The organism is Ruegeria sp. CG3 (assembly GCF_056537205.1).
Genome location: NZ_JBQFRC010000001.1, coordinates 1,131,806 through 1,156,699, shown reverse-complemented (window position 1 = coordinate 1,156,699; position 24,894 = coordinate 1,131,806). Strand labels below are relative to the sequence as shown.

Below are 24,894 nucleotides of genomic sequence, written 5' to 3'. Positions count from 1 at the left end.
ATAAAATCCAGTTTCTACTATGGATTACGGGCGAGGTTAACGCAAACCCGCTCGTTCCGCGGCGCGTTCGACCGCAGCAGCAACTTCCGGAGCGTCCACCACCTGCGGCATGTGCCCCATGCCTGCAAGTTCAATCAGCTCAGCGCCGGGGATTTGTTCGATCAGCCGTTCGGAATGCCAGCCCAGACCAACTGTCGTATCTGCCGTACCATGCACGATTTCGGTGGGCACCGATATCTCAGGGTAGCGCGGTTGCAGTTCGGCAACTTCGTCCAGGAGGTTGGCCCGTTGTTTTGCGTTGGCATGCATCGACGACCGGCGGAGCGTCAGGGCCGGGCCAAAATGCTCGGCATAGCCTTCGGGTGCCGTCTGGGGGGCAAAGACCGTATCCAGGGCCTTGTTGACGTACCAGTCCGGAACGTAGGCGGTGATCAACGGCAGGACGAGAGCATTTCCCCAGGCGGTCGAGGCAATGCGGTTGAAGGAATCGAGCGGAGTTTCCCATGGCACCGCAGCCGGGGCGATCAGGACCAGAGCCGAGATGTTGTCAGGGCGCGTCACAGCCCAAGCCAGTGATACCGACCCGCCATAGCTTTGGCCAGCGACGATGGGTTTGTCGGCCCCCAACATCGCGGCAGCTTTCTGCAGGATTTCTGCCTGCTCAACGATGGTTTCGCCATCCGCCGAGAAGCTCTGAGAATAGCCTAGCCCCGGCCGGTCGAATACAATGACCCGAAAGGACTTTGCCAGCAACGGCGCAAGAGCAAACGTCATGTCCCGGGTATTGCCGCTGGACCCGTGGATCAGGACGACATCCGGGCCTTCGCCCATGACGACGGCATGTACACCAACGCCGTCGACATCCAATACCTGACCCTCTGGCGGAAACGCGGCCTCGGCCCGGGCCTCATGGCGTGCGGCAAGCCAAGCCGTCAAGGCCGCAAAAAGGGCCGCAAACAGGCCCAAGTATATCAACGACTTAATGACCAATTTTCGCCATGTCGAAAGGAGTGGTCTGGTATATCTCGTTGATCCAGTTCCCATACAGCAGATGCGCATGGCTACGCCACCGGTTCTGAGGCGTGCGGGACGGGTCATCGTCGGGATAATAGTTGATCGGCACGTTGATCGGAGTGCCATTGGCCACGTCCCGGTCGTATTCCTGTTTCAGGGTGTCACTGTCGTATTCGAAGTGATTGAAGATATACAGCGCCCGGTTCTGCCGATCTTCAACCAGACACGGACCGACCTCGTCGCTGCCCAGAAGGGTCACAAGCCCTTCGGCAGCGTCGATTTCATCCTGACGGACTTCGGTCCAGCGACTGACCGGGATCACGCAGTCATCCGAGAAACCTCGCAGGAAAGGCGAGGCCGGCGACAGGTTCCGATGCCGGAAACACCCAAACGCCTTGGCGTCCAGCATATACTTTTTTACGCCATGAAAATGATAGATCATCGCCATGCCACCCCAGCACACGCCGAAGGTCGAATGCACATTGGTTCGGGTCCATTCAAACACCTCGGTCAGTTCGTCCCAATAGGTGACGTCCTGAAATTCCAGATGCTCGATGGGGGCGCCGGTGATGATCAGGCCGTCAAATTTCTGGTCCTTCACGTCCTGAAAAGGGCGGTAGAACTCTTCCATGTGTTCGGCCGCGGTGTTTTTCGTCTGATGCTCGGTCATGCGGATCAGAGACAACTCGATCTGCAGCGGCGTCGCGCCGATCAACCGGGCAAACTGGTTTTCGGTCTGGATTTTCTTCGGCATCAGGTTCAGCAACCCGATCTTCAGGGGCCGGATGTCCTGCCGTGCAGCCTGATCCTCGGCCATGACCATGACGCCCTCTTTCGTCAGAACGTCAAAGGCCGGGAGGTCGGACGGAATCTTGATAGGCATGAGGCGGGTTTTTCCAGTTTCTTCTGAAGCGTTCTAGTTAGGACGCCGCGGCGCGGGTCTCAAGTGTGCTCTCGATCAACTCATCGAAATCACGGGCATCCCGCACCTTGCCGATTGCGTCGGCGGTAACGGTGACCCCCCAATTCTCAGCCATGGATTGGTATCTGGGCTGACGGTGGGCCAGGGCGCGGGCATAGGTCCAGCGGATGAAGTCGTCTGGATTGACCTCTGCCTCGGCGCAGCCGTGCTGATCAAGGTATTCCTGCCAGGTGCGCGTCAGGAAATCGGCCTGGTACGACATCGGTTTGGGGGCCTTGTCGAACCGCCGGATCAGTTCGGCCGTGTGATCGTCGTCACCCTTGATCCAGACCATCAGGGTCTGGCGCGAGAGTTCCGACAGGACGTGGTCGGAAGGATTGTCAGGGTCCACCCATTCGCAGATCGACCCGCCGGTGTCACAGATGAAATGCGGGTAACCGTACAGACGCTGAGCGCGATCAATGAAATATTCGGTGTCCAGCAAAGCGTGGATTTCGGCCTGGCGGAACTGCTCTTGCCGACGCCGATATTCCGGCATCGCCAGCCCACCCAGGTCCGGATTTCCGGGCTTGCCCAGATAGGCGGCGACCGGCGTCAGGTTTTCGAACGAAATGTTGGAACCGATATAGATCGAGTCAGAGAGCAGCAGATCCCGCAGAAAGGGAACCTTCATTGCCTCGGCCTTGGCGTTGTCGGTGATGTATTCACCCATGTAACGCGTGCCAATTCGATAATCGATCGAATAGTGGAACCAGTCGCCCGAGTCGCGAAGGATGTTCGATACATAAGTCTTGCCCAAGCCGGACATGCCGAAAAACAGCACCTTTTTGCGCGCCGCTTCGCGCCAGTCCTTTGCCGAACTGTAGATCATGTGCAACCGTCCCTTGTTTTGTCCTAGCTAAATCGGCCCGGCGATGGCGTCAATCTCGGCCGCGGGATCGGCTTAGGATCAATAGCCCCAATGCAAGGATTGCAAAGCCGATGAAGGCATTCGGGGCAAGGGTTTCGTGCCGGACATAGGCGCCCAGCAGAATGGCGACTGGAGGGATGATCAGGGTGACCAGCAGCAGGTTGCCGCTGCCGGCTGCGGCCAGAACCCTGTAGTACAGCAGGTAGGCCCCAGCAGTAGCGACGAGTGCGTAATAGGCTACGGCGATCCACGCTGTCATTGGCAGGTCGAACGATGGCGCACCGTCGACGACCAGCATTACCGGCAGCATGACGATGGTTGACCCGCTCAGCATTCCCGCCGCCGCAACCTGCGGCGCTAGGCCTGACAAGCGCAGACGGGCCCAGACAGCCGCCAGCGCATAGGATACGGTCCCGGCCAGAATGGCCAACTGAGCAGCGCTTTGAAGGCTGAACCCAAGGAAATTGTGCAATCCGATTGCGGTGGAAACTCCGCCAAAGCCAAGCGCAACACCCACGGCTCGGCGTTTGGTCAGTCGCTCGTCGGGAAAGAACGCAGCCGCAACCAGAACGCCGAAGATTGCCGTGGCAGCGTTCAAGATCGAGGTCAGACCGGTGTCGACATACAATTGGCCCCAGGCCATCAGCGAGAAGGGCAATACGTTGTTCAACAGACCCATGACCAGAAAAGCGCCCCAAATACGCGGGTCCCTCGGTATCGTTTCTCGGCGGAAGAGGACGACGGCCCAAAGTACGAGCGCCGCCCAGAAAACGCGATGAAACACGGCCGTCATCACAGGTATCGTGTCCAGTGCGACGCGGATCGCCAGGAAGGACGCTCCCCAGATCAGTCCAAGGAGGATGAGCTCGAACCAGGCAAGGGCGGAGAGGGATTTTTGCTGCGTCATGGCTATTTCTTGCATGTTTATGTTTGCCTCACGCGGAATACTTGCATTCGGCAATTCGGTAAGCGACCCGGATCATGCGAAAAACCCCGCCACAAGGGCGGGGTTTTCCAATTCTGTATGAATGAGCCTATCCGTTAGTTCAGGGCGTAGGTCACCTGAATACCAACGCTCCACGCGCTGTTTCCAGAGAAGTTAGCCCGCGCCCCGGGGCCAGCACCGTCAGCGGTTGCGTCGCCCAGATCGGTATAGCGAACGCCGCCCGAAATCTTGGCACGTTCCATCGAGTAGGTGCCGCCAAGGCCAATGCTCCAGAACCCGTCGGTCGGACCCAGGTTGGAAACGGGCTCATTGGTTGCCGATTCATAGCCAAGAGTCACTGCGCCCGAGAACTGTTCGGAGAACTGGTAGCCAAGACCCAGCGAATAGGTCCAGGTCGGATCGTCATAGTCCACCAGCGCGCTGGTCGGCGGATAGTTCGGGGGATCGTAAACCGTTTGCGGCCAATCGACCCAGCGGATCGATCCGAACAGCAATGTCTTGGGGGCAACGCCGGTCTGGAAGTCCAGGTTCACCGATTGCGGAGAAACGACCTCGCTGGAAGTGTCGAATGTCGCCACGGTTCCAGGCGGGATCGGCGGGATCGGGATTGGGTTCACCGACTCCGTTTGCGACAGGTCATGGGAAATTTTCGAGTTGTAGGTCAGCGCCACGCGCGCTGCGATCTCGGGCTTTTCCCAAGCCACACCTACGACGTAACCCAGCGCGGTATCCTTGTCGGCATTCACCTCGTAACCAGCCGCCGCCGGCACGGCAACGTCAGCGCTGAGCCGCTGAATACGCAGACCACCGATGGCGCTGAAGCCGCCGTCGAACTTGTAGCGCAACAAGGCAGTAATTGCCTCTGTGTCGGCTTTCGCGCGCAGAACGTCAGTGCGACCGCCCGGGATCGGGTTCTGCGAGAGCGGGTAGTTCGAACCGTAGGCGATATCGGCACCGAACGGTTCGTCATAGATCAGCGCAAAGTCGAGTTGGTCGGTGAAGGCGTGCTTGTACGCGAGATGAGGCGAGAAGAAGTCGTTTGCAACGTTGCCCGAGTCAACGCCCAGCATCGTGCCGCTTACGCTTGGGTTGGTGTAGCCCAGGCGAAACTGTACGACGGAACCTTCCTCAAAGATAATGTTGATGCCTTGCCCACTACGGTCGATACCGCCGGCATGAGCGGCGGTCGCCCCTGCACAGAGCACGCACGCCTGTAACAGCGCTTTCTTCATGTATTCCTCCCTTTTCACTATCCGGCGCCACAGTATTGTCTTGTGAGTGTCAGTGGCGGTGATTTCTGTGACCATTATTCACGGGGAGTTTAAAAAAACGTCAACCACTGACCATACGTTAGTTTCTGCCAGTGACCGAACGTCAGTTTTTGTGTGTGGTTTTTGCCAGAGTGCCCGATCCCGCGCGGCCTTCGGACCAGACATTCAGGAATATGCCCGAGAAAATCACGACGGCGCCCAGCATGGTCCACTGATCCAGGGGTTCGTGATACAGCAGCATCCCAACAATGGCGATCGTCGGCAGGCGCGCGAAATCAAAGGGAATAACGACCGTGGCCGGAGCGATGGCAAGCGCGTTTGTAATGCAGAAATGGGCCAGCAGGCCGGCCAGCCCGACCAGCAACAACAGGGGCGCGCTTTGAGCGGTTGGCAGGACGATCTGCCCGTCCGCTCCGGCAACAGCAAGACCCATTACGGCCTGCATCGTAGTCAGCCAGAAAACGATGCATCCGATGCTGGCGAAACCTGTCAGCTTCTTCGTCGAAATCGTTGTAAGCGCAAAGAAAACAGCCGAGGAGGCCGCTGCAAGAACACCGGGCGTGAGCGGTGTGGCTCCGGGTCGGGCGACGATCAATATGCCTGCGAAACCGATGATTGCCGACATGACCCGCGTGGGTGTCAGGCGTTCGCCCAGCAGAAGCGGAGACAGAAGTACGACCCATATCGGTTGCGTAAATTCCAACGCAAAAACCTGCGCCAGCGGGATGACGCTGACAGCGTAGAACCACAGGTTTTGGCCCGCAAAATGCAACGAGTTTCGAACCGCGTGCAGACCCAGACGTTGTGTCGATACCTGGTGCCATTTGCCGGTTGCCGTCAAAACGGCCGAAACGACGATGACGCCGACAATGCTGCGGTACATCATGATTTCAAACGTGTCGTGCGTCAGGCTAAGCTCGCGCCCGGCAACGGCCATTGACGAGAAAGAAGCGATCGCCCCGGTCATCCACAGCGCGGTTTTGGCAATCATCGATTTGCTATCGCGCATGTTTCGATCCTTGGGCTGAGCGTGCGTTTGGCCACCGAACCAAAACCGACGCCGGTTCACAACAACAAAAAAGCCGGGTCAGCGCCCGGCTTTTGGTGTCATTCCCATTCGATCGTGCCCGGAGGCTTGGAGGTGATGTCATAGGTGCAACGGTTGATGCCCTTGACCTCGTTGATGATCCGGGTGGCGGTTTCGCCCAGGAATTCGTGGGTGAACGGGTAGTAATCGGCCGTCATTCCATCAACCGAGGTCACCGCCCGCAAGGCGCAGGCATAGTCATAGGTGCGCCCGTCGCCCATCACGCCGACTGTGCGCACCGGAAGGATCGCGACGAAGGCCTGCCAGATCTCGTCATACAGGCCGTGCTTGCGGATCTGGTCGATATAGATCGCGTCGGCCTCGCGCAGGATTTCCAGCTTTTCGCGGGTGATCTCGCCCGGGCAGCGGATGGCCAGACCCGGTCCGGGGAAGGGGTGGCGGCCGATAAAGCTGGGCGGCAGGCCCAGTTCACGGCCCAGCGCGCGCACTTCGTCCTTGAACAGTTCACGCAGCGGCTCGACCAGTTTCAGGCCCATCTTTTCGGGCAGGCCGCCGACGTTGTGATGCGATTTGATCGTGACTGACGGGCCGCCGGAAAACGACACCGATTCAATGACATCGGGGTACAGCGTGCCCTGGGCCAGGAACTCGGCGCCCTCGATCGTGTCGGCGTGTTTCTGGAATACGTCGATGAACAGCTTGCCGATGATCTTGCGCTTGGTCTCGGGGTCCGAAACGCCTTCGAGCTCGCCCAGAAACAGCTCGCTTTCATCCGCGTGGATCAGTTGGATGTTGTAGTTGTCGCGGAACATCGAGACGACTTCCTGCGCCTCGTTCTTGCGCAGCAGGCCGTGATCGACGAAAACGCAGGTCAGCTGGTCGCCGATCGCCTCGTGGATCAGGATAGCGGCGACCGAGCTGTCGACACCGCCCGACAGACCGCAGATCACCTTCTTGTCGCCGACCTGTTCGCGGATCTTGCGGATCATCTCGTCGCGATAGGCGCCCATGGTCCAGTCGCCCTTGAACCCGGCCAGCTTCACGAAATTCTCGTACAGTTTTGCGCCCTTGGGGGTGTGGTGCACCTCGGGGTGGAACTGAACGGCATAGAAATGGCGGTCGGTATCGGCGGTGATCGCGAAGGGCGCGTTGGGCGAGGTGCCGAACACCTCGAACCCTGGTGCGATTTGGCTGACATGGTCGCCGTGGCTCATCCAGACCTGTTCGTTGCCATCGGTGAACCAGCCCTCGAGCAGGTCGAGCTTGCCGCGCGGCGTCACGAATGCCCGTCCGAACTCGGCGGTTCCATGGCCGCTTTCAACCTTGCCGCCCAGCTGGTGCATCATGACCTGCTGGCCATAGCAGATGCCCAGGATCGGAACGCCATACTCGAATATCTCTTGCGGGACGCGCGGTGATCCCTCGCGGGTCACGCTGTCCGGCCCGCCCGAAAAGATGATGGCGCGCGGGGCCATGTCACGCACGAAATCCGTCGTGACGTTCTGGTAGGGGTGGATTTCGCAATAGACGTTCAACTCGCGCAGGCGGCGGGCGATCAGCTGCGTTACCTGGCTGCCGAAGTCGATGATCAGAAGGCGGTCATGGGATGTCTCGGTCATACCCGGCCTTTAGGTCGGAAGCCTTGCATGTGCAAGCGCCTTGACGTCATTTGGCGGGAAAGAGTGACGCGGAGCGCATTGAATGACCGGAATTTCGCTCAGAAGGGCTGTGGCAACCGATGCGGAGCCCATCCGCCGATGTATCGAAGCGGCCTATGCCGCAGCGCGCCAGTCCATTCCCGACCTGCCGGATGTGACCGAGGGGGTCGAGGAGGACATTCGCGACCGGAACGTCGTTGTGGCCGTGGATGAAACAACCCTGCAGGGTGTCGTGGTTTTTGGTTTCGAAAGAGAAACCGCGATGATCTTCAATCTGGCCGTTTCACCGGATGCGCAAGGGCGGGGCATTGCTCGGCAGCTGCTTGATTTCGTCGCGACGGAGGCTCGCGAAAACGAGGGTTGGAACATGCGCCTGACAACCCACCGCCTGATGGCGGACACCCGCGCGATGTACCGTCATCTTGGGTGGCAGGAGACCGGGCACGAGGGGAACAAGGTCTATTTCAGCAAGCCAACCTGACGCTGAGTAAGGCCTGTTGCTGGTGCTGGACAGCGCGGAATATGTCGCTTTTCCCCCTATTGCGCCGGAATCCACATCTGGTGAAGTCGCGGCATCTTGTAACAAGCAATCCAATCTAAACTTTCACACGGGATCATCTCATGACAGAGGCAAGCACCCGACGCAGAGCGCGTGGTGGCGGAGGCGCCGCCCGCCGGGCCGAGCGTACCGCGGTTCGGATCGAAACGGCGAAGTATATCGAACGCAACATTCCGAACTTCGAGATCCTCAATGACGAAGCGTTGGAGATCATCGAGGCCAATGCGGAAACCGTGCTGGAGGAAGTCGGCGTCAATTTCGTCGACAACCCCGCGGCGCTGGAACGCTGGCGCGATGCCGGGGCCGACATCGACGGTGAGCGCGTTCGCATTCCGCGGGGTCTGGCCCGCGAACTGATCAAGACCGCGCCCAAGGAATTCACGCAGCACGCGCGCAACCCCGAAAAATCGGTGGTAATCGGCGGGCGCAACCTTGTGCTGGCGCCGGTCTACGGACCGCCTTTCGTACGGGACGCACAGGGTGGCCGGCGCTATGCGACGATGGACGATTTCAACAAGTTCGTGAAACTGGCCTACATGTCCAAGTGGCTGCACCACTCGGGCGGCACGGTCTGCGAACCGACGGACGTTCCGGTTAACAAACGTCATCTGGATATGCTGATGGCGCATATGACGCTGTCTGACAAACCCTTCATGGGTTCGGTGACCGATCCCAGCCGGGCGCAGGATTCGGTCGAGATGTGCGAGATCCTGTTCGGCAAGGAGTTCGTGCAGGAAAACACCGTTATGACCTCGCTCACCAACATCAACTCGCCGATGACGTTCGACGACGTGATGATGGGGTCGCTGGAAGTCTATGCGCGCAACAATCAGGCCTGCATCATCTCGCCCTTCATCGTGGGCGGCGCGATGGCCCCGGTTTCGGTTGCCGGTACTCTGACGCAGGTGCTGGCCGAGGTGCTGGCCGGCATCGCCTACAGCCAGATCATCCGCCCGGGCGCACCGGCTATATTCGGCGCATTCGTGTCGTCGATCGACATGAACTCTGGTGCACCGACTTTCGGCACGCCCGAAGCCGCGCACATCACCTATGGCGCCGGTCAGTTGGCGCGTCGTTTGGGTGTTCCCTACCGCTCGGCGGGGTCGTTCTGCGGGTCCAAGCTTCCGGACGCGCAGGCAGCTTACGAGACTGCGAACTCGCTGAACATGGGTCTGCTGTCAGGCGTCAACTTCATGCTGCACGCCTGTGGCTGGCTCGAAGGCGGTCTGGTTGCGGATTTCGAAAAATTCGTCATGGATGCCGATCAATTGGGAGCGCTTCATGCGTTGGCCAAAGGGGTGGCCTATGATGAAAACGCGCAGGCCATGGACGCGATTCGTGAAGTGGGGCCGGGTGGCCACTATCTTGGCTGTGCGCACACCCAGGCCAATTTCCAAAGCGCCTTCTGGAAGACCGACCTGTTGGACTACAAGCCCTTTGAAACATGGGAAGAAGAGGGTGCGCGGGACACGCGCATGCTGGCCTCGGCCCGGGTCGAGCATCTGCTGGCCAACTACCAGCAACCGCAACTCGACCCGGAAAAACTGGCGGCGCTAACCGCCTATGTCGAGGAAAAGAAAGCGTCCATGCCTGACGCCTTCACTTGACGACATGAAGTTCCGGGGCGCGGCTGGCCTGATGCAGTCGCGCCTCACCAATCAGTGCGATCAGTAGGTCCAGGTGGCGAACCAGCGAATACGCGGCGTCGCCCGAGCGTCGTTGGTCGTCGACGCTCCGCTCCATCTCCAACAGTCGCATCAAGGCCGCTCCGGTTCCCGGTAGCGCGCCATAGCCGAACAGGCGCTGCAAGTGGCGGTCACGGTCGTATTCCTGTGCTCCGACCTTGGCTGCCCGAGACAGCAGCCGCGGGCGGCGGAGGGCGGTGATCATAGTCATCAGGTCCTGCATTTCGGCGTTCCTCTGTTCAATTTTGCCTGCAGCAATTTTGCACAACCCAAACGGGTGTTGCCGTGATCAGGCTCGCGCCGAACGATGGTTTCACGACTGTTTATCTTTTTGAATCAATTCTGGTCAGAGCCGTTGGAGGTTAACGAACGAGTAACGAAAGCAACTCTAGGTAGATTTGGTTAACACTTTATCCGACGGCGGACAGTGGCAGTTTGATTGTCGACGAGGGCGAATAACGATGGAAAACAGCACCGCATTCACCGTTCCAGCTTGGGTTCCCGAAGGGGCGCAGCGATACCTGGCCCACACCGAGGCGGGACGGTCGATCCGGGATCTGGCGCGGTCGGCAGGGTGTCACGCGTCAACCATTCTGCGACAGATCCGAAGGATCGAAATGCGGCGCGACGACCCCTTGGTGGATAAAGCACTGCAATCTCTAGCCGAAACACACTTTCCCGGTGCGGGGAATGAAGCGGCCTCTGGTCCCTTCTTCGGCGTCGGCGATGATCCTCATCGCATTCCCAATGCCGAAGACGAGGCGTTCGAGCGCGAGGCTTTGCGGGTGCTGCGGCGCCTTTGCGAAACGGGTGCGGTTCTGGCCGTGGCCGAGGACATGGAAAAGGCGGTCGTTGTCCGCGACAGCGGCGAGGGCGGTACAACTCGAACCGCCGTTCTTGACTGCAAGACCGCTCAGGCTTTGGCTCTGAAGGACTGGATCGTTTGTGACAATCCAGGGCGTGTGTCGCGCTACCGGATCACGCAAACGGGCCGAACCGCACTAAGCCAGTTGATTGCAGATGCCGAAAACCGGGCGCGGACACAGACAGAATATGGGATGGCCGAGGCACCGGCGAAGTTCAAAACGCGCAGTCAAGCCGACGAGAAGCGCCCACGGCGCATCCGCTATTGCGCAGCAGAGAGCCCCTTGATTGCCTTGTCGCGCCGACGCGACCGGGACGGAAAGCCGTTTCTGGACGAAAGCCTGGTGCGCGCCGGAGAGCGACTACGTGAGGATTTCGAGCTGGCCCAGATCGGACCGCGGGTCACGCAAAACTGGGACCGGTTCCTCACCGCTGGCGGTCGTGCGGGTTTCGAAGGCGATGCGCAGGTTGCGCGCGGGTCGTCCGAGGCGCGTGATCGCGTGGCCCGGGCCTTGTCGGATCTGGGTCCGGGTTTGAGCGACGTTGCGCTGCGGTGTTGCTGCTATCTGGAAGGTCTGGAACTGGCCGAGAAACGGATGGGCTGGTCAGCGCGTTCGGGGAAGATCGTGCTGCGCATTGCACTGCAGCGCCTCAAGCGACATTACGAGAAGCAAGCAGAGTGTGACCGGCTGATCGGCTGATTCACGTTGAATCCGATTGGCTGCAGTTGCGGAAAACGCAGCAGGTGATAATCAGGGGTTATGAATTTTACCCTCAGGCAGCTGCAATACTTCCGCGCCGTGGCCGAGCAACGCAACTTTGGCCGGGCCGCTCAGGTGTGTCATGTTTCTCAACCGGCGCTATCGGTGCAGATCCGGGCTTTGGAAGACATCATGGGCGGGCCGCTGTTTGAAAGGCGCGCCCGCGATGTTCTGCTGACACCGCTGGGGCGCGATGCGCTGGAGCACGCACGGCGCATTTTGGGCGCGGCCGAACGGTTGGATCGGTTTGCGCGTGACAACTCCACCGGGCATCGCAGTCTGTCGGTCGGCTTGATCCCGACGGTCGCGCCATATCTGTTGCCGGGTGTATTGGCTGGTCTGCGGTCAGCGGATGTGTCCCTGCGCGTACAGGTGCGCGAGGCGCGCACCGAGCGGTTGCTGTCGATGCTGAAAGCGGGCGAGATTGACGCCGCCGTGCTGGCCCTGCCGGTGGGCGCGCGCGGCCTGGACGAGGTGCCCTTGTTCGAGGATCGTTTTCTGCTGGCCGGCAGCGAGACACGCCTGAACAGCTTGACCGTCAGCCCCGACGCTCTGCGCCCGATCGACCTGAACGCAGCCCAGCTGATGCTGCTGGAAGACGGGCATTGCCTGACGGATCAGGCGCTTGACGTGTGCGGGCAGGACCGGACCAGCGCCCATATCAACATGGGCGCGTCGTCTTTGGCCACGCTGTCGCGTTTGGTGGCCGAGGGGTTCGGCCTGACCTTGATTCCGGAATTGGCGGCGCGTTCCGAGGCCGATGCCGTGCCGAGGCTGAAACTGCTGCGGTTCGGCGCCCCGGAGCCCGCGCGGCAGATCGGCCTCGTGCGGCGCGATTCGTCGGATGGGGCGGTGTGGTTCGATCAACTGGCCCAGGTGATCCGGCAGGTCGGCGAAAACATCGTGTCAGAAACCCGGAACTGAAAAGGGCCCGCACTTGGTGAGCCCTTCGAGTGGAGGCTGGTTGAAGGCTCAGGCCATTTCGGGCCGCTGCGCTTCTTCCAGGTGCTTCATCAGGTTTTCGGGCGACGAAACGCCATAGGGGTCCTCGGGGCAGTTGTCCATAAGGCCGGGCTCTTCGAACCACGCCTCGACCACACCGTCGTTGATGATGGCGGCATAGCGCCACGACCGCATGCCAAAGCCCAGATTTGCCTTGTCGACCAGCATGCCCATCTTGCGGGTGAACTCGCCCGACCCGTCGGGGATGACCTTGACGTTCTTCAGCCCCTGATCCGTCGCCCATTTGTTCATGACAAAACTGTCATTGACCGACATGCAGTAGATCTCGTCGATGCCCTTGGCCTTGAACGCCTCGTAGTTGTTTTCAAACCCCGGCAGTTGGTAGGTCGAGCAGGTGGGCGTGAACGCACCGGGCAGCGAGAACAGGATGACCCGCTTGCCTGCGAAGTAGTCGGCCGTGGTCTTGTCTTCCCAGCGGAACGGGTTGGGCCCGTCGATCGAGTCGTCGCGCACGCGGGTGTGGAACGTCACGTCGGGCAGCTTGGCACCGGTTTTCATGGGCATCTCCTGTGATTCACATTTGTTCGGCCCGTGGGTTAAAACGATTCCAAACCGGCTTCAACACGGGATGTGCTGCGTTTGCGAATATCCTCTTGTCTGCGGAAATCATGTCGAAATTTGCGTTGATCCCCTAAGAAGTCGCGCTCCTATTCTGCATCTGCGAAACGCTGACGCATGGCAGCTATGCATGGCTGGCGTAATACATCCGACCGGTTTATGTTATGCACCAACCAAATTGACCCAAGTCAGGAAACCGGCCCCGTGCGCGATCTGAAAATCCCTGAACAACGTCACCCGGAAAAGGCGCATAAGCCCGACAATGCGCAGCCGAAAAAGCCCAACTGGATCCGGGTGAAAGCGCCCGGCGGCAAGGGCTATGCCGACACGCGCCGGATCATGCGCGACAACAACCTGGTCACCGTCTGCGAAGAGGCCGGCTGCCCGAATGTGGGCGAATGCTGGAGCCAGGGCCACGCGACCATGATGATCATGGGCGAGATCTGCACCCGCGGCTGCACCTTCTGCAACATCGCCACCGGTCGCCCCGATGCGTTGGATGCGTTCGAACCGGGCCGGGTGGCCCATGCGGTGGAAAAGCTGGGCCTGAACCATGTCGTCATCACCTCGGTCGACCGTGACGACCTGGCTGATGGCGGGGCCGAGCATTTCGCTCAGACTATCCGCGCGGTGCGTCACCGCTCGCCCAAGACCACGATCGAGATTCTGACCCCGGATTTCCTGAAATGCGATCCGTCGGTTCTGGAAACCGTGGTCGCGGCCAAGCCGGACGTGTTCAACCACAACCTTGAAACCGTGCCGGGCCTGTACCCCGAGGTGCGCCCGGGCGCGCGCTATTTCCACTCGCTGCGTCTGCTGCAGAGGGTCAAGGAACTGGACCCGTCGATCTTTACCAAGTCGGGTATCATGGTCGGACTGGGCGAGAACGAACAGCAGGTGCGCCAGGTCATGGACGACATGCGCGCCGCCGATATCGATTTCCTGACCATCGGCCAGTATCTGCAGCCCACGCCGAAACACCACCGCGTGGACCGCTTTGTCACGCCCGAAGAGTTCGCAGCCTATGAAAAAGCCGCCTACGGCAAAGGGTTCCTGATGGTTTCGGCCACGCCGCTGACCCGCTCGTCTTACCATGCGGGCGATGATTTCGCGCGCCTGCGAGCAGCGCGACAGAAAAAGCTGGGGCAGGCGTGACGCCGGAAAAGCTCGCGCAACTGACTGCGCTGCGTCACGCTTTGCACCAACGCCCCGAGGTTTCGGGTGAAGAGGCTGAAACAGCGGCATTCATAGCCGAGCAATTGCGCGGAGTGACCGGCCGGGTTCTGACCGGGATCGGTGGGTACGGGGTCGCGGCCGTGTTCGACACGGGCCAGCCGGGGCCCACCGTGGGCATTCGCTGCGAACTGGACGCGCTGCCGATTTTGGAGATGCCGGGCAAACCCTGGTGCTCGCAGGTTCCGGGCAAGGGTCATCTGTGCGGGCATGACGGCCACATGACGATGGTGCTGGGCGTGGCGCAGAACCTGGCGCAAACGCCCGTGTCACGCGGTCGGGTCGTGCTGATCTTTCAGCCCGCCGAAGAGACCGGGCAGGGCGCACGCGACTTTCGGAACGACCTGCAATACACTGAAATACAGCCGGATTTCCTGTTCTCCCTGCACAACCTGCCGGGGCTGGAGTTGGGCGCGGTCGAGCTGTGTTCCGGCCCGGCCAATTGCGCCTCGCGCGGGATGCGGGTGCGGCTGACGGGCAAGACCTCGCACGCGGCGGCTCCGCAGGACGGCCTGTCGCCGGCCTCGGCCATGGCGCAGTTGATGCCGGCCCTGACCGCCTTGGGGCCGGGCGGAGAGCTGACCGAGGATTACGCACTGACCACCGTCACCCACGCCCAACTGGGGGCCCCGACATTCGGGGTGGCGCCCGGCGAGGCCGAGATATGGGTCACGCTGCGCACCGTCTCGGACGCACGTATGGGACAACTGGTCGATCAGGCCCAGGCGCTGGTCCGCAAGGCCGCCGCCGACGAGGGACTGGGTGTCGAGATCACCTATGACGACGTGTTCGACGCTTGTGTCAACCACCCCGAGGCCGTACAGATCCTGGCTCATGCCTGCGCCCAGGCCGGGGTGCAACCGCGCCTGACCACCGTGCCGCAACGGTTCTCGGAGGATTTCGGGCAGTTCGCCAAAGGGTCGAAAACGGCCATGTTCTGGCTGGGGGCCGGGGTCGACCATCCGCAACTTCACAACCCCGACTATGACTTCCCCGATGCGCTGATCCCTGTCGGCGCGGGTATCTTTCTGGCGGCAATCCGTCAGGTTCTGGACGCGCCGGTCACGGCCTGAGCTTGCGCGGCTGGCTGGTTGCCCATTCGGGCCACCAGCCCATGTATTCAACGCCGGCAATCACCAGGCACAGCACGATCAGGCCCAGCACCAGCTTGACCCGCTGGTCCGAGGGCGGATTGCGCGCCCATCGGGACATTCGCAGAAGGTGGCGCAGGATCATGGGGCCTCGAATCCGCGGCGGGATCAGTCTTCGGTAAAGCGGACCTTGCCGATGAAGGGCAGGTTGCGGTTGCGTTGGGCATAGTCGATGCCATAGCCCACGACGAATTCGTCCGGGATTTCAAAGCCGATCCAATCGGCGCGGAAATCAACCTCGCGGCGGCTGGGTTTGTCCAGCAAGGCAATCGACTTGAGCCGTTTCGGCTGGCGGCTGCGCAGCAGGTTGGTGACGTGGTTCAGCGTGTGCCCCGTGTCGACGATATCTTCGACCACCAGTACGTCACGCCCTTCAATTGCGCCGCGCAAGTCCTTGAGAATGCGAACTTCCCGGCTGCTTTCCATTGAATCGCCATACGAGGACGCCTCGAGGAAGTCGACCTCGATCGGAAGGTCCAGTTCGCGCACCAGATCGGCGATGAAGACGAAGCTGCCGCGCAGCAGGCCTACGACCACCAGCTTGTCGGTATCGCCGAATTCGCGGGTGATTTCGCGACACAATTCCTCGATCCGCGCCGCGATGGCCTTGGCCGAGATCATCTCATCTATCACATATGCGCGCTGGCTCATGGCTGCCCCCTTGATCTTTGGCGCGCAACATACGACATGACGCGCCATTGTCACGTTTCAAATGCCCAGGTTGCCATGCCCACTCATTCGGAAACCCGCCACCTCCCATACAGCGCGCAGCAGATGTATGATCTGGTTGCGGATGTGGCGAAATACCCCGAGTTTCTGCCTTGGTGCGCGGCCGCGCGGATCCGGCGGACCTATGCGGCGGGCGAGGCGCAGGTGATGGAGGCCGACTTGGTGATCTCGTTCAAGGTGTTCCGCGAACGGTTCGGCAGTCGGGTGACGCTGTTCCCCGAGCAGAAGAAGATCGACACCGAATACCTGGACGGTCCATTCAAATACATGAAATCCGACTGGCATTTCGAAGACGCCCCCGAGGGCGGCTGCAACGTATCCTTCCACGTGGATTTCGAGTTCAAGAACGCCGTGTTGCAGGGCATCATCGGCGTGGTCTTCAACGAGGCGATGCACCGGATCGTGCGCGCCTTCGAGCAGCGCGCGGTCAGCCTCTACGGCTGAGGGTTTACCCGGCGCGGGTGCACGTTAGACTGCGCCGCATGACTGAATTCACACGCACTCTTTCCGAATTCGCCGCAGGCCCGGTCAAGACAACCGCGCAGGCGCGGATCGTCACGTCTTTGTCCGCGCTCGACTGGCTGGCGGTCGGGCGCGCAGGCGTCAACGAACCGGTCTCTCGCATCCTGCGAGGGATGGTGCTGGACGAAGGCGGGGCCGGACAGGCCACCCTGTTCGGCGGCGGGGCCGCGCCAATGCGCGCGGCGGCTTTGGTCAACGGCACGGTGTCGCACGCGCTGGACTATGACGACACGCATTTCGCCCATATCGGTCACCCGTCGGTTGCGGTGTTTCCGGCCGCGTTGGCCGTGGCCGAGTGGCAGGACCAGCCCATCGTTGATTTGCTCGAGGCGGCATTGGTGGGGATGGAACTGTCCGTCCGTGTCGGCCTGTGGCTGGGGCGGGGACACTATCAGGTGGGGTTTCACCAGACCGCAACGGCTGGCGCGTTCGGAGCGGCCGTGGCGGCCGCCCGCCTGCTGGGATGCGATCCGGCGGCCATGCGCCGGGTTCTGGGGCTGACCGCGACCCGGGCGGCGGGCCTCAAGGTGCAGTTTGGCACCATGGGCAAGCCCTACAATGCGGGGCAGGCGGCTTCGGTCGGGGTCGAGGCCGCGCTGCTGGTGCAGCGGGGGTTCGTTCCCAATCCCGATGCCCTGACCGGGCCGTTCGGGTTTGGCGCGACGCATCACGGTGCCGATGACACAGCCACAGCGCTGTCGGGGCTTGGGGATGAGTGGCTGTTCGAAAGCGTCAGCCACAAGTTCCACGCTTGCTGCCACGGGCTGCACGCCGCGCTCGAGGCGGCGCGGGATCTGGACATCGCCGAACCCGAGGTGGCCGAGATCAAAATCCGCACCCATCCGCGTTGGATGAGCGTCTGCAATCAGACCGCGCCGACAACCGGGCTGGGCGCCAAGTTTTCCTATCGGACGGTGATCGCCATGCAGGCGCTGGGATACGAAACGGCCCTGCCTGAAAGCTACACGGACAAGGTCTGCGCCGATCCGCGCCTGCAATCGCTGCGCGACCGGATCACGGTCGAAGCGGACGAAACGCTGTCCGAGACCGAGGCCCGCCTGGCGCTGCTGCGGCGGGACGGGGCGCGGCGCGAAGCGACTTACGATCTGGCCGCGCCGATCTCGATTTCCGAACGTGAGGACCGGGTCTGTGACAAGGCCGCCAAACTGATCGGCGCGGACGAGGCGGATGCGATCTGGTCGATGCTGCGCACCGGAGGGCGCGCAGCGGATCTGGCAAAACGACTGGTTGACTAGACGACGCGCCAGTGCAGGGGGAAGCCGGGGTCGAACACGGTGACCGGGCCATCGCGCGTTTCGATCTTGTCGGGGTAGCTGACCGGTTCGCCCTTCCGCAGGGTGATGGTCTGATCGTTGACGGGCAGCCGGTAGAACCTTGGCCCGTTGACCGAGGTGAACCCTTCCAATTTGTCCAGCGCACCCGCGCGGTCAAAGACCTCGGCCACCAGTGACATGGTGTTGGTCGCAGTGAAACATCCCGCGCAGCCGCAGGCCATTTCCTTGTTGGCATCCGTATGCGGGGCGCTGTCAGTGCCCAGAAAGAACCGTTCGTCGCCCGAGGTCGCGGCATCGACCAGAGCCTTGCGGTGCTCTTCGCGTTTGGCGACGGGCAGGCAGTAGTAGTGCGGCTTGATCCCGCCAACCAGGATGTGGTTTCGGTTGATGATCAGGTGATGCGCAGTGATCGTTGCGCCCAGGTCGGTTTCGTTCGCGCGCACATACTCCACGCCGTCACGGGTGGTGATATGCTCCATCACCACGCGCAGGCCCGGCGTGGCCTTGCGGATCGGGTCCAGAACGCGGTCGATGAACACCGCCTCGCGGTCGAAGATGTCGATCTCGGCATCGGTGACCTCGCCGTGTACGCAGAGCGGCAGGCCGATCTCGGCCATCCGGTCCAACACGGGGCGCACCTTGTCGAAATCCCGCACGCCCGAGGCCGAGTTGGTCGTGGCCCCTGCCGGGTACAGCTTGACCGCCTTGACCAGACCGCTGGCATGGGCCGCGGCCATGTCGTTGGGGTCGGTATCCTCGGTCAGGTACAGGGTCATCAACGGCTCAAAGCTCATGCCTTCGGGCAGGGCGGCCAGGATACGGTCGCGATAGGACGCGGCCTGCGCGCCGGTGACCACCGGGGGCACAAGATTGGGCATGATGATGGCCCGCGCGAAATGGCGGGCGGTTTCGGGCAGGACGGCCTGCAGCATGGCGCCATCGCGCAGATGCAGGTGCCAGTCATCGGGGCGGCGGAGCGTCAGAGTATCGGTCATGGCGCCGGGCTAGCACAGGCTGGCCGCACGGGAAAGCGACAACAAACCTTGCCAGGCGACCAGATTGCCGCAAGTCCCGGAAAGATCACGGTCTTGACGCGCAGCGGCAGCCATGACCTGTTGTGCCAAGGGAGATTGAGACACATGAGCCAGCCAGATTCCATCGATGCCGTTCAGAAGATGCTGGGCGAACAGGGCTATGTCTGTGGCCGCGCCTTGGCCACCGTCGTGTTCCTGTCGCTGAGACTGGGCCGGCCGCTGTTTCTGGAGGGCGAAGCGGGCGTCGGCAAGACCGAGATCGCCAAGGCCCTGGCCTCTGGACTTGGCCGCCGCCTGATCCGGCTGCAATGCTATGAGGGGCTCGATGCGTCCTCGGCCGTCTATGAATGGAACTTTCCCGCGCAGATGGTGGCCATCCGCACCGCCGAGGCGGTCGGCGGGTCCGACCGGAAAGGCCTGCAGGAGGAACTGTTCAGCGGCGACTTTCTGATCCGCCGCCCGCTGCTCGAGGCGATGGAGCCCGACCCGGCTGGCCCGCCGGTGCTGCTGATCGACGAACTGGACCGCACCGACGAACCGTTCGAGGCCTTCCTGCTGGAGGCGCTGAGCGACTTCCAAGTAACCATCCCCGAGATCGGCACGATCAAGGCGCCCGAACCGCCCATCGTCATCGTCACGTCGAACCGCACGCGCGAGGTGCATGACGCGCTCAAGCGCCGCTGCCTTTACCACTGGGTCGATTACCCCGATTTCGACCGCGAGTTGGAAATCCTGCACTCCCGCGCGCCCGAGGCCGCCGAGGCGCTGAGCCGCGAGGTTGTGGCCTTTGTCCAGCATCTGCGCACCGAGGACCTGTTCAAGAAACCCGGCGTGGCCGAGACCATTGACTGGGCGAAGTGCCTGCTGGCACTGGACGTGATCAACCTCAGCCCCGAGGTGATCGGCGACACGCTGGGCGCGATCCTAAAATACCAGGACGACATCCAGAAATTGCAGGGCTCCGAGGCCAAGCGCATTCTGGATCAGGCCAAAGCCACGCTCGAACCGGTCTGATGTCCTCGCGGCACCAAAACACTCCGGGGGCCTAGCGATGGCCGAACAGCTTCCGTTGGAATTTCCGGCCGATCCGAAACTGGCGCAGAACATCACCCATTTCGCGCGCGCCTTGCGCAAGGCCGGGCTGCCGATCGGCCCCGGCCGCGTGGTTGACGCCATCCGAGCGGTGCAGGCGGCGGGCTTTACCCGCAAGCAGGATTTCTACTGGACTCTGCACGCCTGTTTCGTGAACCGGCCCGAGCATCGCACCGTGTTCGCCCAAATCTTCCGCCTGTACTGGCGCGATCCGCGGTATCTTGAGCACATGATGTCGATGATGCTGCCGGCCATTCGCGGCGTTCAGGAGGAACGCATGGCCGAGGCGGGCGAAAAACGCGCGGCTGAGGCCCTTCTGGACGGGGTCGAGCGGGACGAACCAAAAGGCGCCGAGCAAGAAGGCGAAAGCGAAATCGAGATTGACGCCACGCAGACCGCCTCGTCCGAGGAACGGCTGCGGTCGCTGGATTTCGAACAGATGAGCACCGCGGAAACCGCGCAGGCCAAGCGCATTCTGGCGCGGTTGCAACTGCCTGTGGACCCGATCGCCTCGCGCCGGGGTCAGGCCAGCCATCTGGGCCAGCGGATCGACCGGGCGCGCACCTTGCGCGCGGCCATGCGTCAGGGCGGCGAGATGCACCAGATCGCACTGGTCAAACCGAAACCGCGCTGGCCCAACTTGATCGCGCTGTGTGACATCTCGGGGTCGATGAGCCAGTACAGTCGGATCATCCTGCACTTCCTGCACACGGTCTCGAACGCCAAGGGGGCCGGCTGGGCCAAGGTGCATGCGTTCACCTTCGGCACGCGACTGACGAACATCACGCGACACCTGCATCAGCGCGACGTCGATGCGGCGCTGGCCGCCGCCGGGGCCGAGGCGCAGGATTGGGAGGGCGGCACGCGCATCGGCGAATGCCTGCACCAGTTCAACCGCGACTGGTCGCGCCGGGTGATGGGGCAGGGGGCTGTCGTGCTGCTGATCACCGACGGGTTGGAACGGGGTGACCCTGGTCTGCTGGAAAAAGAGATTGAACGCCTGCATCTGTCGGCTCGGCGGCTGATCTGGCTGAACCCACTGCTGCGCTGGGACGGGTTCGCACCCAAGGCGCAGGGCGTCGCCACCATGCTGCCGCATGTGGACAGCTTTCGCGCCGGTCATTCGGTTGCATCGCTTGAGGATCTGGCCGCCGTGATTTCACGACCCGACGACCAGGGAGAGAAAGCGCGGTTGTTGGCCGCGCTTTCAGGCTGACGTCACTGCAGCTGCTTTTCGTTGCACTCGCGCGCCATTTCCATGGCCTTGTAGGTGCCGGTCAGATCGACGGTGAAGCCAAAGGACTTCTCGGGAAACACCGCCATGACCTTTTGCTTGGCCAGGTCGTCGGCGAATTGCGGGTCGTCCGACAGGACATAGCCGCCCGAATACCCCTTGGTGATGTTGCCTTTCATTCCGGTTGCCTCGCCGACATACAGGTTGTCGCCCAGCAGGATCGCGACGGCCTCCTTGTCTCCGCGCTTGATGTCGGTTTCCGCCTTGGTAAAGACACCGACATATCCAACGCTGCGGTCTTCGGTCAGACCCATCTGCACCACGTTCTCGGCATCATCGACCGCTTCGATCAGGCATGACTTCTTGTCCTTGTCGACAAAGACCTTCCAGCCCTCGACCTCTCCGTAGCGTTCGAAAGTGTCGGCCCAGGCGTTGCCTGCAATCAATGCCGCTGCGCCGATGGTTAGTGTAAATATCTGTTTCAAGACATTGTCTCCTTTACGAAATCTCTTGCGTCAATTCGGCCGCAAGTCGGGCCTGACCGCAGGCTAGTCGGCGTCCGAAAAACAATCAAATGTTTGATTGTCTGTCGCGGACTTCGGCCGAAACCTGCCTTCTGCGTCACATGAAGAACCAAGTTGGCGGGGTCGGTGTCCGAGATAATCCACCAGAGAACGTGCTCCTTGCTTTTCATCGCGTCAATCCTGCTTATGTTGATGCGAACCACCGCGGGAGGGTCCGATGGACAGATTTGACAACAGTCCGGAAACGGCATTGGCGTGGGTTCGCGAAGGTCGCGGCGCGGTTTTGGCGACGGTCGTTGAAACCTGGGGCAGCGCACCTCGGCGGGTGGGGGCCCAGTTGGTCATTGCCGGTGATGGTCGAATCGAAGGCTCGGTCTCGGGCGGCTGTGTCGAAGGCGCGGTGATCGTCGAGGCGCTTGAAGCCATCGAAGAAGGCGAAGCGCGCCTGTTGGAATTCGGGGTCAGCGACGAGAATGCCTTTGCCGTCGGGCTGGCCTGCGGCGGCACGATCCGAGTTCTGGTCGAGCCGGTGGGCTCGGTCCTGCCCGAACCGATGCTGGCCGAACTGGTGGCGGCGCGGGCGCGGCGCGAGCCCGTGGCCTATGAGGTCAATGTCGAAACCGGCCACCGCGCGCTGCGGCGCAACGCCTATGCGGACCGGCTGCGCATGGATCGCTCGGGGTTCGAAGAAGATGGTCGGACCTTCGTGGCCGTGCACAACCCGCCGCTGCGGTTGATCGTGGTGGGCGCGGTCCATATCGCGCAGGCGCTGGTCCCGATGGCGCGGATCGCGGGCTATGACCCGATCATCATCGATCCGCGCGAGGCGTTTGCGTCCAAATCCCGTTTTCCCGGTGAAAAGCTGCTGACCGACTGGCCGGACGAGGCCGTGGCTAGCATCGGTCTGGATTCGCGCACGGCGATGGTTCTGCTGACCCACGACCCCAAGCTGGATGATCCGGCCCTGCAGGCTGCGCTGGACTCGGACGTGTTCTACATCGGCGCGCTTGGGTCGTCGCGCACCCATGCCAAACGGGTGCAGCGGATGACCGAGGCAGGCTTCTCGGCGGAGCAGCTGCAGCGCATCCACGGGCCGATCGGTCTGGATATCGGCGCGGCCGGACCGGCCGAGATTGCCGTTGCGATCATCGCGCAGATGACAGCCGTGCTGCGGGGCAAGGCATGAGGTTCGGCCCTATACCGGTTGCGGACGCGAAGGGCGCGATCCTTGCGCATTCGGTCATGGCTGGCACGAAAAAGCTGCGCAAGGGAATGATGCTGGACGATACGCATGTCGCCCTGTTGGCCGAGGCGGGCGTGTCCGAGGTGGTGGTCGCGCGGCTGGAACCCGGCGACTGTCACGAGGACGAGGCCGCGCGCCATTTGGCTGCGGCACTGACCCCGGATCCGAAGCGGGCCAACTTGCGCGTGACCGAGCCGTTCACGGGGCGTGTCAACCTGATTGCGGATCACGCGGGCGTAGCTTTTCTGGGCGTTGAGGCTCTTCTGGCGTTCAATCAGGTCAACCCGATGATCACGGTGGCCACCGTTCCTCAGCATCAGCAGATGGGTGCGGGTGGCATGGTTGCCACGATCAAGGTCATTTCCTACGCGGTGCCGCTGGCGGACGTTCAGCGTGCGGCCGAGCTGGCCAGGGGGGCCATTCGCCTCGCTACGCCGAAGTTTGGCAGCGCCGGGTTGGTGGTGACCGACATCCCCGGCGGGCCGCCCAACGACAAAGGCATCGCCGCGATGCGCGGCCGGGTCGAGGCCCTGGGTCTGAGCCTGGAAGACGTGCAGATCGTTCCGCACGCGGTCGACGCTCTGGCGCAGGCATTGTCGCGGATGAACACCGAAATCGTCATGATCCTGACCGGCTCGGCCACATCCGATTTCGAGGACGTGGCGCCGCAGGCCGTTCGGCGCGCGGGAGGGCAGGTGGACCGTTTCGGTATGCCGGTTGATCCGGGCAACCTGTTGTTTCTCGGGGCTTTGGGCAAGCGGCCGGTCATCGGTTTACCGGGATGCGCACGCTCGCCCGCGTTGAACGGGGCCGACTGGGTGCTGTCGCGGGTGGCCTGCGGGATCCCGATCACGGGTGCCGATATCGCGGCGATGGGCGTCGGTGGTCTGCTCAAGGAAATCCCGACCCGTCCGCAACCCCGGGCGAAACGCAAAGTGACGTAACGGCAGTTTCGCCCCACTGGCGACCTGCAATACATGTTGGCAGTTGTCTCCCAAGGGACGGGTTGGAAACGGCCAAGTTTTTTGTTCTCAAACGACTTTTCCCATGTTTAACTCGGGCCAAGGATAAATACGAAAATGGGAGGAACTTATGACACAGGTCTCAATGACCGTGAACGGAAAGACCGTGAGCGGTGATGTCGAGGGCCGGACGCTGCTGTCCAGCTTTCTGCGCGATCACCTGTCGCTGACCGGTACCCATGTGGGCTGTGACACGGCCCAATGCGGCGCCTGCGTGGTTCATGTGAACGGCGCGGCGGTCAAGTCCTGCAACATGCTGGCGCTCGAAGCCGACGGGGCAGATGTCGGCACCATCGAGGGGCAGTCCGACCCGGACGGATCGCTGAACGTGATCCAGCAGGCGTTCCAGGATCATCACGGCCTGCAATGCGGTTTCTGCACGCCCGGCATGGTGATGTCGGCGGCGGCCCTGCTGAAGGAAAACCCGCGCCCGACCGAGGCCGAAATCCGCAAATACCTGGAAGGCAACCTGTGCCGCTGCACCGGGTACCACAACATCGTCAAGGCGATCATGGCCGCGTCCGGCCAGGACGTGAGCCACATCGCCGCCGAGTGATGCCGCTGCGGGCGTGACTGAAAGCGCCCGTGGGTTGACA

General features: G+C 61.9%; 26 protein-coding genes. 13 read left to right on the top strand and 13 right to left on the bottom strand.

Going from position 1 to position 24,894, the window contains the following annotated elements; genetic code table 11:
• Positions 1-36 precede the first annotated feature (36 nt).
• The 7 genes from ACR0NB_RS05800 to guaA all read right to left on the bottom strand — a co-directional run bounded on the left by ACR0NB_RS05800 (position 37) and on the right by guaA (position 7,730).
• Positions 37-990 carry an alpha/beta fold hydrolase gene (locus ACR0NB_RS05800; protein WP_480775148.1) on the bottom strand — a complete coding sequence of 318 codons (954 nt, stop codon included), beginning with the start codon at positions 988-990 and terminating at the stop codon, positions 37-39.
• On the bottom strand, positions 980-1,897 hold the full coding sequence (metA, locus tag ACR0NB_RS05795) for a homoserine O-acetyltransferase MetA (RefSeq protein ID WP_480775147.1): 918 nt from the start codon (positions 1,895-1,897) through the stop codon (positions 980-982). The genes ACR0NB_RS05800 and metA overlap by 11 nt, the downstream gene beginning before the upstream one ends.
• 37 nt (positions 1,898-1,934) lie before the next feature.
• Positions 1,935-2,807, bottom strand: coding sequence for an ATPase (locus ACR0NB_RS05790; protein WP_480775146.1), 873 nt, complete (start codon positions 2,805-2,807; stop codon positions 1,935-1,937).
• A gap of 49 nt (positions 2,808-2,856) precedes the next feature.
• Positions 2,857-3,753, bottom strand: a complete 897-nt coding sequence (locus tag ACR0NB_RS05785) for a DMT family transporter (protein ID WP_480721300.1) — start codon at positions 3,751-3,753, stop codon at positions 2,857-2,859.
• Positions 3,754-3,887: 134 nt separating this feature from the next.
• On the bottom strand, positions 3,888-5,024 hold the full coding sequence (locus ACR0NB_RS05780) for an OmpP1/FadL family transporter (RefSeq protein ID WP_170339445.1): 1,137 nt from the start codon (positions 5,022-5,024) through the stop codon (positions 3,888-3,890).
• 142 nt (positions 5,025-5,166) lie between these two features.
• Positions 5,167-6,072, bottom strand: coding sequence for a DMT family transporter (locus tag ACR0NB_RS05775; RefSeq protein WP_170439411.1), 906 nt, complete (start codon positions 6,070-6,072; stop codon positions 5,167-5,169).
• Positions 6,073-6,170: 98 nt separating this feature from the next.
• Positions 6,171-7,730, bottom strand: coding sequence for a glutamine-hydrolyzing GMP synthase (guaA, locus tag ACR0NB_RS05770; RefSeq protein ID WP_170437349.1), 1,560 nt, complete (start codon positions 7,728-7,730; stop codon positions 6,171-6,173).
• A gap of 82 nt (positions 7,731-7,812) precedes the next feature.
• On the opposite strand from guaA, the gene ACR0NB_RS05765 reads away from it, so the two are divergent.
• Both ACR0NB_RS05765 and ACR0NB_RS05760 read left to right on the top strand, forming a co-directional pair.
• Entirely contained in the window at positions 7,813-8,250 is a 438-nt protein-coding gene (locus ACR0NB_RS05765; RefSeq protein WP_480775145.1) for an N-acetyltransferase family protein, read from the top strand.
• A gap of 140 nt (positions 8,251-8,390) precedes the next feature.
• On the top strand, positions 8,391-9,935 hold the full coding sequence (locus tag ACR0NB_RS05760) for a trimethylamine methyltransferase family protein (RefSeq protein WP_170357634.1): 1,545 nt from the start codon (positions 8,391-8,393) through the stop codon (positions 9,933-9,935).
• Here the strand turns inward: ACR0NB_RS05760 and ACR0NB_RS05755 are convergent.
• A complete protein-coding gene (locus ACR0NB_RS05755) occupies positions 9,928-10,236 on the bottom strand; it encodes a DUF6477 family protein (RefSeq protein ID WP_093961906.1) in 309 nt (102 codons plus the stop codon). The two genes, ACR0NB_RS05760 and ACR0NB_RS05755, sit on opposite strands and share 8 nt — an antisense overlap.
• Before the next feature lie 238 nt (positions 10,237-10,474).
• On the opposite strand from ACR0NB_RS05755, the gene ACR0NB_RS05750 reads away from it, so the two are divergent.
• Complete coding sequence (locus tag ACR0NB_RS05750; protein WP_480775144.1) at positions 10,475-11,578, top strand: DUF6456 domain-containing protein; 1,104 nt, start codon at positions 10,475-10,477, stop codon at positions 11,576-11,578.
• A 60-nt stretch (positions 11,579-11,638) separates the two neighbouring features.
• Positions 11,639-12,562, top strand: coding sequence for a LysR substrate-binding domain-containing protein (locus tag ACR0NB_RS05745; RefSeq protein ID WP_480775143.1), 924 nt, complete (start codon positions 11,639-11,641; stop codon positions 12,560-12,562).
• A gap of 48 nt (positions 12,563-12,610) precedes the next feature.
• Here the strand turns inward: ACR0NB_RS05745 and ACR0NB_RS05740 are convergent, their stop codons facing one another.
• Entirely contained in the window at positions 12,611-13,159 is a 549-nt protein-coding gene (locus tag ACR0NB_RS05740) for a redoxin family protein (protein ID WP_480775142.1), read from the bottom strand.
• A gap of 264 nt (positions 13,160-13,423) precedes the next feature.
• On the opposite strand from ACR0NB_RS05740, the gene lipA reads away from it, so the two are divergent.
• Entirely contained in the window at positions 13,424-14,374 is a 951-nt protein-coding gene (gene lipA / locus ACR0NB_RS05735) for a lipoyl synthase (protein WP_005983549.1), read from the top strand.
• Positions 14,371-15,525: an amidohydrolase gene (locus tag ACR0NB_RS05730; RefSeq protein ID WP_480775141.1), complete on the top strand. Its 1,155-nt coding sequence runs from the start codon at positions 14,371-14,373 to the stop codon at positions 15,523-15,525. The genes lipA and ACR0NB_RS05730 overlap by 4 nt, the downstream gene beginning before the upstream one ends.
• On the opposite strand, the gene ACR0NB_RS05725 is transcribed toward ACR0NB_RS05730, so the two are convergent.
• Both ACR0NB_RS05725 and hpt read right to left on the bottom strand, forming a co-directional pair.
• The gene (locus ACR0NB_RS05725; RefSeq protein ID WP_005983545.1) at positions 15,515-15,688 is read right to left on the bottom strand and encodes a hypothetical protein; all 174 of its coding nucleotides are present in this window, start codon (positions 15,686-15,688) and stop codon (positions 15,515-15,517) included. The genes ACR0NB_RS05730 and ACR0NB_RS05725 overlap by 11 nt on opposite strands.
• A 23-nt stretch (positions 15,689-15,711) precedes the next feature.
• Positions 15,712-16,254, bottom strand: a complete 543-nt coding sequence (gene hpt, locus ACR0NB_RS05720) for a hypoxanthine phosphoribosyltransferase (protein ID WP_005983543.1) — start codon at positions 16,252-16,254, stop codon at positions 15,712-15,714.
• Positions 16,255-16,329: 75 nt separating this feature from the next.
• Here hpt and ACR0NB_RS05715 point away from each other — a divergent pair, with 75 nt between their 5' ends.
• The gene (locus ACR0NB_RS05715; protein WP_170357640.1) at positions 16,330-16,776 is read left to right on the top strand and encodes a type II toxin-antitoxin system RatA family toxin; all 447 of its coding nucleotides are present in this window, start codon (positions 16,330-16,332) and stop codon (positions 16,774-16,776) included.
• Positions 16,777-16,814: 38 nt separating this feature from the next.
• A complete protein-coding gene (locus tag ACR0NB_RS05710; protein ID WP_480775140.1) occupies positions 16,815-18,110 on the top strand; it encodes an MmgE/PrpD family protein in 1,296 nt (431 codons plus the stop codon).
• Here ACR0NB_RS05710 and pyrC read toward each other — a convergent pair.
• Positions 18,107-19,144: a dihydroorotase gene (pyrC, locus tag ACR0NB_RS05705; RefSeq protein ID WP_222456583.1), complete on the bottom strand. Its 1,038-nt coding sequence runs from the start codon at positions 19,142-19,144 to the stop codon at positions 18,107-18,109. The two genes, ACR0NB_RS05710 and pyrC, sit on opposite strands and share 4 nt — an antisense overlap.
• A 144-nt stretch (positions 19,145-19,288) precedes the next feature.
• Between pyrC and ACR0NB_RS05700 the strand changes: the two genes are divergently transcribed.
• The gene (locus ACR0NB_RS05700) at positions 19,289-20,197 is read left to right on the top strand and encodes an AAA family ATPase (RefSeq protein WP_222456584.1); all 909 of its coding nucleotides are present in this window, start codon (positions 19,289-19,291) and stop codon (positions 20,195-20,197) included.
• A gap of 37 nt (positions 20,198-20,234) precedes the next feature.
• Entirely contained in the window at positions 20,235-21,491 is a 1,257-nt protein-coding gene (locus ACR0NB_RS05695) for a vWA domain-containing protein (RefSeq protein WP_480775139.1), read from the top strand.
• A gap of 2 nt (positions 21,492-21,493) precedes the next feature.
• Here ACR0NB_RS05695 and ACR0NB_RS05690 read toward each other — a convergent pair whose 3' ends face one another.
• Complete coding sequence (locus ACR0NB_RS05690) at positions 21,494-21,994, bottom strand: hypothetical protein (RefSeq protein WP_170403401.1); 501 nt, start codon at positions 21,992-21,994, stop codon at positions 21,494-21,496.
• Between the two features lie 256 nt (positions 21,995-22,250).
• On the opposite strand from ACR0NB_RS05690, the gene ACR0NB_RS05685 reads away from it, so the two are divergent.
• From ACR0NB_RS05685 to ACR0NB_RS05675, 3 genes are all read left to right on the top strand, one after another.
• A complete protein-coding gene (locus ACR0NB_RS05685) occupies positions 22,251-23,219 on the top strand; it encodes an XdhC family protein (protein ID WP_480775138.1) in 969 nt (322 codons plus the stop codon).
• A complete protein-coding gene (locus tag ACR0NB_RS05680) occupies positions 23,216-24,220 on the top strand; it encodes a molybdopterin-binding protein (protein ID WP_480775137.1) in 1,005 nt (334 codons plus the stop codon). The genes ACR0NB_RS05685 and ACR0NB_RS05680 overlap by 4 nt, the downstream gene beginning before the upstream one ends.
• A 148-nt stretch (positions 24,221-24,368) precedes the next feature.
• The gene (locus ACR0NB_RS05675) at positions 24,369-24,854 is read left to right on the top strand and encodes a (2Fe-2S)-binding protein (protein ID WP_480775136.1); all 486 of its coding nucleotides are present in this window, start codon (positions 24,369-24,371) and stop codon (positions 24,852-24,854) included.
• Positions 24,855-24,894: the final 40 nt, after the last annotated feature.

Excerpts from the sequence above, each read along its gene's own strand:
- metA (WP_480775147.1), bottom strand. The coding sequence starts at position 1,897 with ATGCCTATCAAGATTCCGTCCGACCTCCCGGCCTTTGACGTTCTGACG.
- ACR0NB_RS05790 (WP_480775146.1), bottom strand. The coding sequence starts at position 2,807 with ATGATCTACAGTTCGGCAAAGGACTGGCGCGAAGCGGCGCGCAAAAAG.
- ACR0NB_RS05785 (WP_480721300.1), bottom strand. The coding sequence starts at position 3,753 with ATGACGCAGCAAAAATCCCTCTCCGCCCTTGCCTGGTTCGAGCTCATC.
- ACR0NB_RS05780 (WP_170339445.1), bottom strand. The coding sequence starts at position 5,024 with ATGAAGAAAGCGCTGTTACAGGCGTGCGTGCTCTGTGCAGGGGCGACC.
- ACR0NB_RS05775 (WP_170439411.1), bottom strand. The coding sequence starts at position 6,072 with ATGCGCGATAGCAAATCGATGATTGCCAAAACCGCGCTGTGGATGACC.
- guaA (WP_170437349.1), bottom strand. The coding sequence starts at position 7,730 with ATGACCGAGACATCCCATGACCGCCTTCTGATCATCGACTTCGGCAGC.
- ACR0NB_RS05765 (WP_480775145.1), top strand. The coding sequence starts at position 7,813 with ATGACCGGAATTTCGCTCAGAAGGGCTGTGGCAACCGATGCGGAGCCC.
- ACR0NB_RS05760 (WP_170357634.1), top strand. The coding sequence starts at position 8,391 with ATGACAGAGGCAAGCACCCGACGCAGAGCGCGTGGTGGCGGAGGCGCC.
- ACR0NB_RS05755 (WP_093961906.1), bottom strand. The coding sequence starts at position 10,236 with ATGCAGGACCTGATGACTATGATCACCGCCCTCCGCCGCCCGCGGCTG.
- ACR0NB_RS05750 (WP_480775144.1), top strand. The coding sequence starts at position 10,475 with ATGGAAAACAGCACCGCATTCACCGTTCCAGCTTGGGTTCCCGAAGGG.
- ACR0NB_RS05745 (WP_480775143.1), top strand. The coding sequence starts at position 11,639 with ATGAATTTTACCCTCAGGCAGCTGCAATACTTCCGCGCCGTGGCCGAG.
- ACR0NB_RS05740 (WP_480775142.1), bottom strand. The coding sequence starts at position 13,159 with ATGAAAACCGGTGCCAAGCTGCCCGACGTGACGTTCCACACCCGCGTG.
- ACR0NB_RS05725 (WP_005983545.1), bottom strand. The coding sequence starts at position 15,688 with ATGATCCTGCGCCACCTTCTGCGAATGTCCCGATGGGCGCGCAATCCG.
- hpt (WP_005983543.1), bottom strand. The coding sequence starts at position 16,254 with ATGAGCCAGCGCGCATATGTGATAGATGAGATGATCTCGGCCAAGGCC.
- ACR0NB_RS05715 (WP_170357640.1), top strand. The coding sequence starts at position 16,330 with ATGCCCACTCATTCGGAAACCCGCCACCTCCCATACAGCGCGCAGCAG.
- ACR0NB_RS05710 (WP_480775140.1), top strand. The coding sequence starts at position 16,815 with ATGACTGAATTCACACGCACTCTTTCCGAATTCGCCGCAGGCCCGGTC.
- pyrC (WP_222456583.1), bottom strand. The coding sequence starts at position 19,144 with ATGACCGATACTCTGACGCTCCGCCGCCCCGATGACTGGCACCTGCAT.
- ACR0NB_RS05700 (WP_222456584.1), top strand. The coding sequence starts at position 19,289 with ATGAGCCAGCCAGATTCCATCGATGCCGTTCAGAAGATGCTGGGCGAA.
- ACR0NB_RS05695 (WP_480775139.1), top strand. The coding sequence starts at position 20,235 with ATGGCCGAACAGCTTCCGTTGGAATTTCCGGCCGATCCGAAACTGGCG.
- ACR0NB_RS05685 (WP_480775138.1), top strand. The coding sequence starts at position 22,251 with ATGGACAGATTTGACAACAGTCCGGAAACGGCATTGGCGTGGGTTCGC.
- ACR0NB_RS05680 (WP_480775137.1), top strand. The coding sequence starts at position 23,216 with ATGAGGTTCGGCCCTATACCGGTTGCGGACGCGAAGGGCGCGATCCTT.
- ACR0NB_RS05675 (WP_480775136.1), top strand. The coding sequence starts at position 24,369 with ATGACACAGGTCTCAATGACCGTGAACGGAAAGACCGTGAGCGGTGAT.